Here is a 12,897-nt window from a genome sequence, read left to right as displayed (position 1 = left end):
AATTTACAAAACTTAAAGGTCTGAAAAATAATTAAATTGCAAGAGGATAAATTGGAACAAATTTATATTTTGATCTTTAATAGGAAAATGGAAAAATCATCACAAAGCCGGCACCACGGAATAACTACTTCACAAATACTTTTCTGGCTCTATCACTTCAATGTCAAAATCCTTGAATTGATTCTTCAATTTTTTGGCCTTCCCCACAATCAGAACGAAGGGGCTTTCAAAGCTGAGCAACACTTGAGCCCCTTTGTTAACCTCATCGATAGTTAGCTTCTCAATAGCTCTGAGTTCCTCTTCCCAATGAAAATAGGGCAATCCGTAAATAATTTCTTCCGTAATCATCGAAAGGAGTTGAGCATAACTCTCAACAAGAAGAGGAATACTGCCCTTAAAAAATTGAATGGCGTGTTCCAATTCCTCTTTTTCAAACCCATCTCTTAAAACCTTGGTCTTCTCTTCGAGAATTGCATCAAAGGCCTTTCTGGCCTTATTCAACTCAGTCTCGCAGGAAATAACACTATAAGGGGCAATAATATCACCATTGAGCGGAATCCCGAAGTTCACCACAGAATTTACGGAATAACTTAATCCTTCCTTAACTCTCACCCTTTTCATTAGTCTCGAAGAGAAATCGGAACCACCCCAGATGAAGTTTGCCACCTTAACGGCGCCATAAATCGGATCGTTCCTCTTTACTGCGGGATTTATGATTTTCAAATGGGCCTGTTCAATGTCCATATTCACTATAAAAACTTTATCGAATTTAAACTCCGGAACTTCAATAGACCTACTCGACGATCTCTGACCGAGTGGAAGGTTCAAATTTTCAATCTTTTCCTTAAATTCACTAATTTCCAGGTTCGAGACAATAACAACGGAAAAATTGGAATTATCATAAAGACTCGTATAATAATTTTTGACATCTTCGAGGGTTAAACCAAGGACATCCCTTACGAACCCGAAATCGGGCAAAGCAGAGAGTGGCGGAACATCTTTAAAATAAAACATATTGGAAAAGTAAGAGGAAACAAATTCAGGGTCCTGAAATCCCAGCTTAACCGCGGTAAAGTATTGATCCTTAAGCCTTTTAAAGTCCTCTTCCCTGAAAGCAGGCTTTCTTATAAGTTCTTCAAGCTTTATAAGGGCATCTAAAAAGAAATCCGATAATCCGTCGAGCTCGAAGGTGGTAAAGGAATACCCGGAGCGGGTCTTTATTCTAAGGCCAAGCTTTTCAAGTTCCTTCGAAAATTCAACAGGTGACTTCCCCTCCGGACCTTCGGCTAAGAGTCTTAAAGTAAAGTTATGAATGCCTCTCTTGTCCTGCTCGTCAATAGAACCTCTATTGAATAGGACATTGGCATAAAAAATGGGAAGCTTATCCTTTCTTACATAATGAACTTTTATGCCGTTTTTCAGCTCAAAAAACTTGACTTCACTCTTCATTAAGCACTCCCACGGTCTCCTTTTCCACGCCAAAATACTGGGCGAAAACCTTTCTAACATCTTCAAGGGTCACGCTTTTCAAAATTTCGGGATATTTTGTAATATCTTCAATCTTACCCATCAGTTCAAACTCTGCCAGATCAAAGACCAAATCCCTGACCGATTCGAGATCAAAGTAGTACTCTGTTAACAGTTTGTTTTTGGCAGTATTAAGGTCATCTTCTCCCAGTTGGTGAAGAGCATCATAAAATTTGTTTTCTAAAATTGACTCGGCATTTTTGATATCCACTCCCGGGTAAGGCACCCCCACTAAAACGAAAACCCCATGGTCTTTTAAATAACTCGTCTCACACCTTAGAGAGGCAAAAACATTCTTATCGTAGACCAATTCTCTTACAAGGATGCCCCACTTCCCACCACCGAGCATCTCACTTAAAACATCAAATACAGGAATCAAGGGATCTCCAAAGGGGACTATTTTGAAGCCAATTGCAATCACCGGAGTTGAATTTTTTCTCTTCACTTCAAATTCAACCTTTTGCCTTTGTTCAGGTTCCAAGGGTACCGAAAGTTCAGGCTTACTATTTTTGTTAATATTGGAAAAATATTTATCAGCCAATTCCATCACTTCCTCAAACTTCACCTTACCCGCCACTGCAAGAATAGCATTGGCCGGAGTATAAAACTTTTTATAATATTCGATCACGTCAGCCTCTTTTATTCTGTTCAAATCATCCTCAAGACCTATTACGGGAAACCTATATGGATGAACCTTGAAAAGCCTCCACCAGAACTCTTCCATGAAATATTCTATTGGATTGTCCACAGAAGAGTACCTTCTCTCATCTTTAATGACTTCCATCTCCTCCTTGAAATCCCGAAGTTTTAAATTAACCATCCGATCCCCTTCCATACTTAGGAATTCACCGAGGGTTCCAGGAGGCAAATAGACATAATAAACAGTATAATCCTTGGAAGTATAAGCATTATCGTATCCACCAAGCCTTTGAATTCTTTTCGAATACTCCTCCGGCCCTATTTTTTCTGTTCCCTTATACATCATGTGTTCAAGAATATGCGAAATGCCAGTTATTCCTTCCCGCTCCATTCTGCTTCCCGCTTCGTAAAGCAAGGCAGCAGCCACCATTGTATTTTCATCATCCTCATTCACCACGACTCGTAATCCATTGGAAAGCGTACCGGTAAAAATTTTCAGTTCCATATCAATAATCAAACTCCTTTTTCATCGCCCTCTGAATCTCCCTCTCGATTATCCTCTTCTTTATCTCTTCGCGTTTTTCGTAGAGTTTCTTACCTCGACCAAGTCCAAGAACCACCTTTATTAGGTTCCGCTTCTCAATGATCATAAGGGGAATTAAAGTGAGGCCTTTCTCCTTGATCTTGCCAATGAGCCTCTTTATCTCATACCTATGTAATAATAGCTTTCTCGGCCTCGTTGGATTTAGCTTTGAGACCTTATCCTTCTCATAAGGGGTAACATGCATGTTGATGATATAAACCTCGTTACCTATAATATCTGCATAAGCCTCTTTAAGCGAGACTTTGCCTTCCTTAATAGACTTCACCTCGCTGCCTTTGAGAACAATCCCTGCCTCAAAAGTTTCAAGGATTTCATAATCGTGATAAGCCTTTTGGTTTTTGACAATTATTCTTTCCGGTCCTTTCTTCATATTATTCGTAACAAAGGGAAATACCAAATATGTCTGTTATTTCCCTCTCTACTCGGTAAAAATAGTAAAAGGAAAGATTTTTATGCCTCACCTTAAAAGAAAAGTAAGGTTTAAAACTTGTTTCCCCTGCCGACACAAAATAAGAAAACCCCAGCAGGAAACTTGCAAACTTAAAGGATCGATAAAAGCCCGCTTTGAACTCATAGTTATCCCTTTTGTAAAAATCACCGCCAAGGAAGTGATATGGACCAAATAAATAAAAACCAAAGGATGGCTCATAAGATAATGTCATACCGAGAGCAACATTTTCAAAGGCAAAGAGTGTTCTGTAAAAATCAAGATCCACCCAGACCCTCGACTCGTAAAAATCAGGTCCATAAGCCCTCACACCAGACAAGGAAGCTTTAACGTTCAAAAAATCTAATGGTAGTTCAAATCCTGCAGTACCTCTCAAAATACCTGTACTATAGCTTCCTATTTCCTGTGCATATTCATCGTAAGACTTTATATCCCCCGTAGAAAGTAATCCAACACTGAAGTCAAGAAATTTATATCTCGCGCCTAAGGAAAAACTTCTGATCCCGGCCGGGTAAAAGACAATTCCTGAAGAAACCCAGGGGTAGAAATAATCACGACTAAGAAACGCCCTTCTTTCCACAATTGCATCGGGTGAAAACATTACTCTTTCATAGGGATAAACCGAAAAAATCTGGGAAAAAAGAACGAGTATTAGCATCAATCCTCTTCAGTGCTGAACCCTATTACATTAAAGCCTTCACATCTTACATGCGGTAAAAGATAGGCTACAGGAAGATCAAAGGAGTAGGAATCCGGTTGCCCGACATATTCCCTCTCTTTCGAGATTCCAGTGATATTGTTAAAAAGTTCCTTAAAATTGACGTGAAATCTTAAATTAGGAAGCCTCGCCCATTGCCTCCCGTGCCTTACTCGGAAAGTTCCATCCCTCGTCATCCCCGTTAGGGTGAAGGTTGTGGGGTCAAGGACATTTACATAATGCAATCTCGTTACATAAATAATGTCAGGAGATTCTTCGATAAGTTCCTGAACACTCTTTTCTCCACCTTTCATTTCCAAGTGCCCTGCAAAGGCAAAGGAATCTATTAGATCCATGGCATGACCCGTGGTTTTCTTCTTCAATTTTTTAGCAAGCTTCTTATCGTAAATGAACCTTTTGAAAACTCCATCTTCAAAAATTGTAAGATTTTTCTTCTCTACACCTTCAAAATCAAAGGGCATCGAAAAGTTCTCCTTTCTGAGGGGCCGATCTTCTAAGGTAAAGGCTTCCGCAAATACCTTCTCCCCTTCCATATCCTTTAAAAAAGACATCCTCATCTCTAAGGCAGATGCAGAAAAACCCACATATTGCATGAAATCGAGAACATCTTTAAGGGCGTAAGGGGAAAGGATAACCGTGTACTTTCCTGGTTTCACATGCACATTTGGATACCTCATCTTCAGGAACTCTCTTATTTTCTGAGAGTATTTATCATAGTTTAAAGAATCGAGGTCAGGACTTGTATGCTGTAGCCAGAAGGTGTCTTTTTCCTCCGCATCCTCTATAATCATTGTCATATTTAAAGCAGTATAAGAAAAATCAGACTTAAGCCCCAAGTTATTAAAAATGCCAACGTAATTTAAGCTCGATCTCAGTGTACCATGGAATATAAAATCCTCAGAAAACTCGCTAAAAATTTTCCCAAGAAACCTGGACTTTTCATCGGGTCCCATTTCCGCAACGGCGGGATCGATCTGTTCATGTTCCAATTCTTTCTTCTCTTCCGGGTCTGGTAAGAATGGGTCCTCTTTTGCATTTAAAGCACTTTGTTCAGCCATCTTGACAACATCTAAAATTCCGTCCTTTGTAATGGAATTGGTGGTAGCCACACCGCTTTTATTTCCAAACCTGACCCTTACCGTAAGTCTAAGATCATTGATCCTTCCATACTGAGTAATAGTGCTTTCCATAAATCGGGCATTGTCCTGAATTGTGTGAACGATCATTAGCTCAACAATTTGTCCATTAGATGCCCTGATTACTTCCTCTGCGATCAAATGATACCTTTCAGTGTCTATATATTTTCCCATCTTTGAGCGTCCATTCAATTTTACCCTTAACCTTAAAATTATACAAAGGAGTATTGTAAGCCCTCGATTTAATGAATTCGCGATCAATCTTTATCTCAGTTTCGGGATTAAAGGCAAAGAAAGAGGCCCTATAGCCTTTCTCTATAGCACCAAGTTTTTCCAAGCCAAGAATTTTTGCGGGTTTTAAGCTCATGCTTTCAACGAGTTTGATAAGGTCCAATTTCCCCGAAGTCACAAGGCTCTGATATAGAACAGGGAAAGCAAAATCGAGCCAAATCATGCCAAAAGGTGCCGCATTGAACTCATCCATCTTTTCAAAATCGGCGTGTGGAGCATGGTCGGTGGCGATGACATCAATAATCCCCTTTTTAAGTGCATCAAGGAGGGCTTCCCTATCTTCTGCACTCCTCAATGGAGGATTAACCTTGTAATTAGAATCGTAATCAACAAGCTTGTTTTCATCAAAGAGAAGGTGGTGTGGAGTAACTTCGGCAGTAACTTTTATATCTGCTTCCTTTGCTCTCTTTATAAGCTCTATGCTGTCTTTTGAGCTGACATGGGCAATATGCAATCTACCTCCTGTGAGCCGCGCAAGCTCAATATCCCTGAAAATGGCAATAGTCTCAGCGGCAATAGGCATTCCACGAAGGCCCAATTTTGTGGTTAATGCACTCTCGTTGGCAAGCCCCATATGAGTTAGAGTACTATCCTCTGCGTGGGAGATAATGAGTCCATTGAAGAATTTAGTGTATTCAAGAGCCCTCCTCATTACTCCGCTATGCTGAACCCAGCTTCCATCATCGGAAAAGGCAACGGCACCGCCTTCGTGCATATCTGAAAGTTCTGCCAGCTCTAAACCCTTCCTGCCCTTAGTAATTGTTCCACAGGGTAAAACTTCGGCCTTGTCCTCTTCCTTTGACCTTCTTAGAATGTACTCGACAACGCTTCTGTTATCGCAGGGAGGATTTGTATTGGGCATAGAAACTACAGCAACATAGCCACCGTGAATAGCAGCAGAAGTTCCAGTCCCTATATCTTCTTTATGCTCCTCACCCGGTTCCCTTAGGTGGGCGTGCATGTCAATAAGTCCAGGTACGATAAAAAGTCCATCGCAATTTATTACTTCCGCATCCGAAGCCTCAATCGATGGTTCAACGGCTAATATGAAACCTTCTTCAACTAAAACATCCGCCTTTGATACCTTCCGCCTTAAGACATCGACAACGTTTCCGCCTTTAAAAAGCTTTCTATTCATGGGCCTTTTCTCCTCGTATAAAAAGGTACAAAACTGCCATTCTTATAGCGACACCGTTAGTAACCTGGTCTAAAATTAGAGATTCTCTTTCTTGAATAAGGTCAAAGTCCAGTTCGACCCCCCAGTTTACAGGACCAGGGTGCATAATCACAGCATTTTTGCTAGCCTTTTTTAGCCTCTCCCTCGTAATTCCAAAATATTTTCGATACTCCCTTATGGAAGGGAAATAGGCCTCCTCCAGTCTCTCCTTCTGGATCCTCAAGGCCATGATAACATCTTTATCCTTCACTGCCTCATCGATATCATAGCATATTTCTACACCAAGTTCCTTAAAATATTCGGGTAAAAGGGTAGGTGGACCAGCTAAGGTTACGTGAGCCCCCATCTTTTTAAGTCCAAAGATGTTGGACCGAGCCACCCTCGAATGGAGAATGTCGCCAACAATTAAAACCCTCAGTCCTTCAATCTTTCCAAACCTATCTTCCATTGTAAGCATATCCAGAAGTGCCTGGGTAGGATGTTCATGAGTCCCGTCGCCTGCGTTAATAACAGCAGCCTCTGTATGCTTTGCCAAAAAGTGTGGTGCACCAGAGGCCCAGTGACGAACGATAAAGGCATCGGCTTTCATTGCATCAATATTTAAAAGAGTATCAAGAAGGGATTCGCCCTTCTGAACCGCCGAACCCTTTGTCGAGACACTCACAGTATCCGCCGAAAGTCTTTTGGCGGCGAGATCAAAGGAGGATTGAGTTCTAGTGGACGGTTCGAAAAACATATTTACAACGGTCTTCCCCTTTAAGGTGGGAACTTTCTTAATAGGCCTATCAAGGATTTCCCTCATAGATTTAGCAGTATCCAAAATAATTTCAATCTCCTCCCTTGTAAGGTCCTCAAGACCCAAAAGGTCCTTTCTTTTTATCTGCATCTCCATCTTTCAACTCCCTTAGAAATAATCCACATATTCCTGTGGATGAGGTAACAGATTAACCCTGTTGTATTCTTCCATCTTCAAATCTATCCACTTGTTAATCAAGTCTTCCGTGAAAACCCCATCCGCTGTCAAAAATTCGTGGTCTTCTCTAAGGGAATCCAGGGCTTCCTTTAAGTTAGAAGGAAGCAGCCTTACCTTACCTGATTTAACGGATTCCATATCTACTTTTCCTTCAAAGGGCTCACCGGGGTCAATTTTATTTTTGATTCCATCTAAACCCGCAAGAATGATCGCAGCGACGCCAAGATAAGTATTCATTGTTGCATCCGGTGGCCTGTACTCAATGTCCACATCCTTACCCTTTGCATAACCTGGAATTCTAATCGCTGCAGTCCTGTTAGCTAAAGCGTAGGTAATTGCTACAGGTGCTTCAAAACCTGAATAAAGTCTCTTATACGAATTCGTAGAAGGGTTAACAAAGGCACTTACAGCCCTTGCATGTTTTAAGAGTCCGCCGATGAAATAAAGGGCTGTTTCGCTTAGGCCGAGGTTTTTCTCGTTTCCATAGAAAATAGATTCACCATTTTTAGCTAAATACATATGAAAATGAAAACCATTGCCTGCCTCATTGAAAAGAGGCTTGGGCATAAAGGTAGCCTTAAAGCCATACTTTTCTGCCACGCTTTTAATCACAAACTTCGTAGTTTCGACCTGATCACAGACCCTAAGGGCATTACCGAAGGTCAGCTCAACCTCATTTTGACCATAGCCCCCCACCTCATGATGATGGTATTTTACCTTGATCCCTGCCTGTTTGAGGCGCTGCACTATCTCTGTCCTTAGCTCAAAAAAGGCGTCATAGGGTTCAGCAATATGGTAGCTTGATTTTAACCTTTTTTCTTCCACAAATTCGACATAGTAACCTGTTTCGTCAAAATCAACCTCCTTAAATACATAAAATTCAAACTCGGGCAAGATGTAAACTTCCTCAGCCACACCAAGTTTTTTAACGAGCTCAAGGGTTTTACGCAGTACATTCCGTGGATAAATTGGATAAGGCTCATGGGTATCGGAATAATAAAGGTTTGAATAAACTACAAGAACCCCTTCCCTCACAGGGTCAAGAAAAGCACTATCCAGGTCCGGGATTAACCTCATGTCTGAATTGTGAACTTCTGCGTATCCGGGTACGCTGGAACCATCAATCCCAATTCCTTTAGTAAACCCCTTCAAAAAGTACGTAGGTTCTATACTGACATGCCTTAACCTGCCAAGGATGCAGTGAAACCAGAGGTCAACGACCTTGATCTCATTCTTTTCAATCAAATCCTGGATTTCCCTTATCTCCATTATCCCTCCTTAAAGGTTTTCAATGTCAACCTTTCTTATATTGTTTGCCCTTTCACCAAGAAACCTACTTATAAGACTCTCATAGTGGGGTGGAATGTCAGTTAAATAAATATCCAAATTTCCACCCGCTCTATTCAAAAGAGCATTGAGCTTTAAATAATTGTAAACCTCCTTCGCAACTTCTTCAGCAGGGTCAACAAGCTCTATTTGGTCTCCAAGAACCTCTTTAATAGTAGACTTCAAAACAGGATAATGGGTACAACCAAGTATAACCGTATCAACTTTTTCCTTGATTTCTGCAAGATAAAACTCAGCAACACTTTTTGCGATAGGTCCAGAGATTATCCCTTCCTCAGCAAGAGGCACAAAAAGAGGGCAGGGTTTACCAATAACTTCAAAACCTGATGGAAAAAGTTTCTTATGAGCCTCACTCTTTATTGTGGCAATCGTTCCAATTACTCCGACTTTTTTAATTTTTGACTTTTCTACCGCTACCTTCACACCCGGCTCGACGACACCAAAAAACGGAACATCTTTAAAGGTCTCCCTTAAATACTCCAATGCCACACTTGAGACTGTATTGCACGCTACAACAATAAGCTTAACGCCCATTTTAACAAGAAAGCTCGCATCTTGAAATCCGAACTTTTTTATAGTCTCAGCAGATTTATTTCCGTAAGGCACCCTCGCGGAATCACCAAGATAAACGATATCTTCGCTCGGTAAAAGTCTTCTTAATTCTCTCACTACCGTTAGACCACCAATACCGGAATCAAACACCCCAATTGGTTTTTCATTTATTGCTTCGTTCATAGGCAATTTTGAATTTTATGATGCCGTCAACGATGGCATCCGCAATCTTTCCCTGATATCTGGAATCCCTTAACTTTCTTGCCTCATCCCTATTGGTTAAAAAACCGGTTTCAATAAGTATTGAAGGTGCATAAACTCCCTGTAAAACATAAAATCCAGCTTGTTTGACTCCCCTATCAATACTTTCACCGAGATTCACCAGTGACTCCTGGACAAAATAAGCAAGGTCCTGTGATTCCTTCAAAAATTCATACTGCGCCATATCACCCAAAATCATAGTCAAAATGTCACCATTATCAGCCTTCTTACCCACCTCGTATTTAATTACCGAGTTTTCGAAAGCAGCGACGGACCTTTCCCAATCCGTCCTTGCTTCAGAAAGGAAATAGGTTTCAATTCCACGGGCTCTACTACTTCCTGGCGCATAGTTGCAGTGAATCGAGACGAAAAGATCTGCCTTATACTTTTGAGCAATGCGAGCCCTCTCACCTAAGGTAACAAAATAGTCACCATCTCTCGTCAGAACCGCCTTAATTCCAATCTTCTCTAACTTCTTCTTCACAAGCTTTGCAATCTCTAAAACGACATCTTTTTCTCTAACTCCATTGGCCACTGCCCCGGGGTCATGTCCCCCATGTCCAGGGTCCACAACTACAACTCTAATTTTTCTTTCATACACTTTTTCAGGCTGAAAGGTCTGTGGTGTTTCAGAAGGGGCAGGAGCCTGAGGGGGACTAACCTCCGCCCTCGGAGTCCCCTGAAAAGTCAAAACTAAGGACATGGGCCTTTTGGAGATGGAATACTTAACACCATCATTTAAGGTAACAAGAAAGGTAACCCCTTCCGAGGTGTGCCTTATTCGAACAATTTTAACGAAATCCCCATACACCTTTTTGCTTGCCAAACCGCTATAAAAGCCGCTTTTAATAAAAATGTACACTGTATCACCGCTCTGAAAAACTAAGGGAGAAAGGTCTTTGTTATAATCGATCCTTAACGAATCACCATCAAGAATAAAATTCTTAACACTCGGGGGGTACTTTGAGACAATATACCGCTTGTTTTGATAATCCCAGTAGTAAGTCTGGGCCTCGGAAAACCACGTTAAAATATATGCCCAGGTCTCTGCATCAAGGAAGACATTGCTGTTGTCAATATAAACATTCTCAAGGGGAATCGTGTCCTTTCCAAGCCAGGCCTTTTTCCTTTCGATGTTTAATTTGGCCCTTTTAGGACCGTAATAAAGTTCGATAACAGAATCCGACGCAAAAGAATTGCATCTAAGAAAATTAACAATATCGTTGTAAGGAATAAAATCAAAACCACCAACATTGAGGGGGTTGAATTTTACCGTCTCAAAGGTCAATAAAATTTGCAAAAAAAACCTTAACACTGCTATATTTTAAAGAAAGATCTGAGTATTTACAATGAGAAATTTCTGGGGGGGGCAGGGCGAAGCCCTGCCCCCCAGCAGAAAACTTAAAAATCAGTCTCTAACCAATGTGAGCTTTAAGAATCTCAACCGCTTCTGAGAGCCCTGGTACCCTTCCAGCTACCACTACTTTACCGCTATAACCGCAGCCGGGGTTATTATAACCCCATACTTAGCGAACTCTCTGGGATCATAAATGTGAACCACTTCAAAATGATCACCAAGTTGGGCTACTGCATCTCTAAAAACCTTTTCGAGAGCCTTACATTTTGGACACCCTGAGCCAAGGATTAATATCTGTCTCATCTTTTCCCTCCTTTTTATAAAATGTAATTTCCGAAAACAACACCTAATATCGTCCCAAGTATGACTATTAAAGGGACATAAACTAAGGCCTTCTTCAACCCAAAAACCCTTGCAATGGCAATCCAGTTTGGAAGAGAAAGACCGGGGCCCGTTAGCAAAAGTGCGAGGGCTGGTCCTTTTGCCATTCCAAGTTTCATCAATTTATCTACAAAAGGAGCCTCTGTCATCGTTGCGAAATAGGAAATGGAGCCAAACATCGTGGCAAAGAAAGAGGAAACAATATCATTTTTTCCTACAAGTTTAGTGACCAGTTCTTGAGGTAACAGAACACCAACTACACCCACAATAAAAACGCCAAGGAGCATGAGCGGAAATATGATTTTTACGAACCACCAGGTCTCTGAAAGCCAAGTTTTCACCTCTTCGTGCTTCAAGCTAAAAATTGAATAAACCACAACTAACCAATGCAAATCCCAGAAACACTAATACCTTGTAAATATACGCTCCCGTCCTGACAAGGTAATTAGGCATAAGGAGAGACAACAGCACAAGAATCATCAAAACCAGATGCTTAAAGGACACAATGGGCTCACTTTCCAAGTGCTTCGGTGCCTGAGGAAAATCTCGTACTTCCCTTCCAAAGATAAGGTCCATAATCAGCCCCACTATTACTGCCACAAGTACAGCCGCAAGTACCCTAACTCCAGCCATTTTCGCTCCAAGGATAGACCCCGTGTAAGCGAGGGCAAGTACGTTCGAAGCTGGGGCAACCCAAAGAATAATAAAGGAAACGCCAATAGTCGCGCCCGCAAAATAAAGTCCACTTGCGACGGGAATCACGGTACAGGAACATGCCGCAATTAGGAAACTCCCAACAATGGCAAGGATGTACGCAAGGGCTTTTTAGATGTAGAACCCAGATATTGCAATACCTTATTTTTATTAATAAAGGTTACCATCGCTCCTGCAAGGAAAAAGGCAGGAACAAGGCATATGATAGTATATTTTGCAATATAATCATTTATCGCATAAAAACCACCTTCCAAAAGCTTTAAAACAAACTCCTTTACCCTCCTCCTTTTTAGTTATAAATTTCTCACCTCGATTTCTATAAAAAACTAACTTTTACCTGGTCAAATTCCCGTTATCTCCGTATCCAACCTTTTCTGCAATCTCGTCCGCAATTCTTTTAGCTTCTTCATCATCAATATCCAGAGTGGGTATCTTCTTCACACCCAAATCTTGAATAACAAATTCAAAGTCAACCTTTATCCCGAGTTTCTCAAAGATTATGGAAACGCACCTTGAAGCGCATCCATTGATCACGATAACCCTCTTTGCCCGTTTTGCAATATTGATGTGGGTCTCAGAACCTGCCCCTATGGCTGCAGTGCAGCACATCCTCGCACCTATGTTTCTGTTGGTAAGATCAATGGCGACATAGTTTGCAACTTGTCCGACACTGGCTGCCCCATCACAGGCGAAAATTATGTCCAAATTCTCTGCCTCTTTGTGGCATCCTGGTAAGAGGTTCCACTTCTTTTCTTCTACATCCATTTTCCCC

Annotated in this window: 14 protein-coding genes; all 14 read right to left on the bottom strand. The window is 41.2% G+C overall.

Annotation, left to right across the window (positions count from 1 at the left end; genetic code table 11):
• Nucleotides 1-129 precede the first annotated feature (129 nt).
• The 14 genes from ABIM45_07865 to ABIM45_07800 all read right to left on the bottom strand — a co-directional run bounded on the left by ABIM45_07865 (nt 130) and on the right by ABIM45_07800 (nt 12,890).
• A complete protein-coding gene (locus ABIM45_07865) occupies nt 130-1,449 on the bottom strand; it encodes a pitrilysin family protein (protein ID MEO0239812.1) in 1,320 nt (439 codons plus the stop codon).
• Nucleotides 1,439-2,671, bottom strand: coding sequence for a pitrilysin family protein (locus ABIM45_07860; protein ID MEO0239811.1), 1,233 nt, complete (start codon nt 2,669-2,671; stop codon nt 1,439-1,441). Before ABIM45_07860 ends, ABIM45_07865 begins: the two co-directional genes overlap by 11 nt.
• Nucleotide 2,672: 1 nt before the next feature.
• Entirely contained in the window at nt 2,673-3,140 is a 468-nt protein-coding gene (gene smpB / locus ABIM45_07855) for an SsrA-binding protein SmpB (protein ID MEO0239810.1), read from the bottom strand.
• 1 nt (nt 3,141) lies between these two features.
• Nucleotides 3,142-3,876 carry a hypothetical protein gene (locus ABIM45_07850; protein MEO0239809.1) on the bottom strand — a complete coding sequence of 245 codons (735 nt, stop codon included), beginning with the start codon at nt 3,874-3,876 and terminating at the stop codon, nt 3,142-3,144.
• Nucleotides 3,876-5,246: a metallopeptidase TldD-related protein gene (locus ABIM45_07845; protein ID MEO0239808.1), complete on the bottom strand. Its 1,371-nt coding sequence runs from the start codon at nt 5,244-5,246 to the stop codon at nt 3,876-3,878. Before ABIM45_07845 ends, ABIM45_07850 begins: the two co-directional genes overlap by 1 nt.
• Nucleotides 5,224-6,501, bottom strand: a complete 1,278-nt coding sequence (locus tag ABIM45_07840) for a dihydroorotase (protein ID MEO0239807.1) — start codon at nt 6,499-6,501, stop codon at nt 5,224-5,226. The genes ABIM45_07845 and ABIM45_07840 overlap by 23 nt, the downstream gene beginning before the upstream one ends.
• Nucleotides 6,494-7,426 (bottom strand): aspartate carbamoyltransferase catalytic subunit, encoded by a 933-nt coding sequence (locus ABIM45_07835; protein MEO0239806.1) that lies wholly within the window; start codon nt 7,424-7,426, stop codon nt 6,494-6,496. Before ABIM45_07835 ends, ABIM45_07840 begins: the two co-directional genes overlap by 8 nt.
• A gap of 18 nt (nt 7,427-7,444) precedes the next feature.
• Nucleotides 7,445-8,782, bottom strand: a complete 1,338-nt coding sequence (glnA, locus tag ABIM45_07830) for a type I glutamate--ammonia ligase (GenBank protein ID MEO0239805.1) — start codon at nt 8,780-8,782, stop codon at nt 7,445-7,447.
• A gap of 9 nt (nt 8,783-8,791) precedes the next feature.
• Nucleotides 8,792-9,595, bottom strand: coding sequence for a glutamate racemase (gene murI / locus ABIM45_07825; GenBank protein MEO0239804.1), 804 nt, complete (start codon nt 9,593-9,595; stop codon nt 8,792-8,794).
• A complete protein-coding gene (locus ABIM45_07820; protein MEO0239803.1) occupies nt 9,576-10,988 on the bottom strand; it encodes an N-acetylmuramoyl-L-alanine amidase in 1,413 nt (470 codons plus the stop codon). The genes murI and ABIM45_07820 overlap by 20 nt, the downstream gene beginning before the upstream one ends.
• Nucleotides 10,989-11,153: 165 nt before the next feature.
• A complete protein-coding gene (locus tag ABIM45_07815) occupies nt 11,154-11,333 on the bottom strand; it encodes a thioredoxin family protein (GenBank protein MEO0239802.1) in 180 nt (59 codons plus the stop codon).
• 14 nt (nt 11,334-11,347) lie between these two features.
• A complete protein-coding gene (locus tag ABIM45_07810; protein ID MEO0239801.1) occupies nt 11,348-11,767 on the bottom strand; it encodes a permease in 420 nt (139 codons plus the stop codon).
• 1 nt (nt 11,768) lies between these two features.
• Nucleotides 11,769-12,194 carry a permease gene (locus tag ABIM45_07805; protein ID MEO0239800.1) on the bottom strand — a complete coding sequence of 142 codons (426 nt, stop codon included), beginning with the start codon at nt 12,192-12,194 and terminating at the stop codon, nt 11,769-11,771.
• A gap of 264 nt (nt 12,195-12,458) precedes the next feature.
• Nucleotides 12,459-12,890 (bottom strand): putative zinc-binding protein, encoded by a 432-nt coding sequence (locus ABIM45_07800; GenBank protein ID MEO0239799.1) that lies wholly within the window; start codon nt 12,888-12,890, stop codon nt 12,459-12,461.
• Nucleotides 12,891-12,897: the final 7 nt, after the last annotated feature.

Source organism: candidate division WOR-3 bacterium, from assembly GCA_039803545.1.
Lineage (GTDB): Bacteria > Hydrothermota > Hydrothermia > UBA1063 > UBA1063 > UBA1063.
This window is presented reverse-complemented; position numbering and strand designations above follow the sequence as displayed.

Excerpts from the sequence above, each read along its gene's own strand:
- ABIM45_07865 (MEO0239812.1), bottom strand. The coding sequence starts at position 1,449 with ATGAAGAGTGAAGTCAAGTTTTTTGAGCTGAAAAACGGCATAAAAGTT.
- ABIM45_07860 (MEO0239811.1), bottom strand. The coding sequence starts at position 2,671 with ATGGAACTGAAAATTTTTACCGGTACGCTTTCCAATGGATTACGAGTC.
- smpB (MEO0239810.1), bottom strand. The coding sequence starts at position 3,140 with ATGAAGAAAGGACCGGAAAGAATAATTGTCAAAAACCAAAAGGCTTAT.
- ABIM45_07850 (MEO0239809.1), bottom strand. The coding sequence starts at position 3,876 with ATGCTAATACTCGTTCTTTTTTCCCAGATTTTTTCGGTTTATCCCTAT.
- ABIM45_07845 (MEO0239808.1), bottom strand. The coding sequence starts at position 5,246 with ATGGGAAAATATATAGACACTGAAAGGTATCATTTGATCGCAGAGGAA.
- ABIM45_07840 (MEO0239807.1), bottom strand. The coding sequence starts at position 6,501 with ATGAATAGAAAGCTTTTTAAAGGCGGAAACGTTGTCGATGTCTTAAGG.
- ABIM45_07835 (MEO0239806.1), bottom strand. The coding sequence starts at position 7,426 with ATGCAGATAAAAAGAAAGGACCTTTTGGGTCTTGAGGACCTTACAAGG.
- glnA (MEO0239805.1), bottom strand. The coding sequence starts at position 8,782 with ATGGAGATAAGGGAAATCCAGGATTTGATTGAAAAGAATGAGATCAAG.
- murI (MEO0239804.1), bottom strand. The coding sequence starts at position 9,595 with ATGAACGAAGCAATAAATGAAAAACCAATTGGGGTGTTTGATTCCGGT.
- ABIM45_07815 (MEO0239802.1), bottom strand. The coding sequence starts at position 11,333 with ATGAGACAGATATTAATCCTTGGCTCAGGGTGTCCAAAATGTAAGGCT.
- ABIM45_07800 (MEO0239799.1), bottom strand. The coding sequence starts at position 12,890 with ATGGATGTAGAAGAAAAGAAGTGGAACCTCTTACCAGGATGCCACAAA.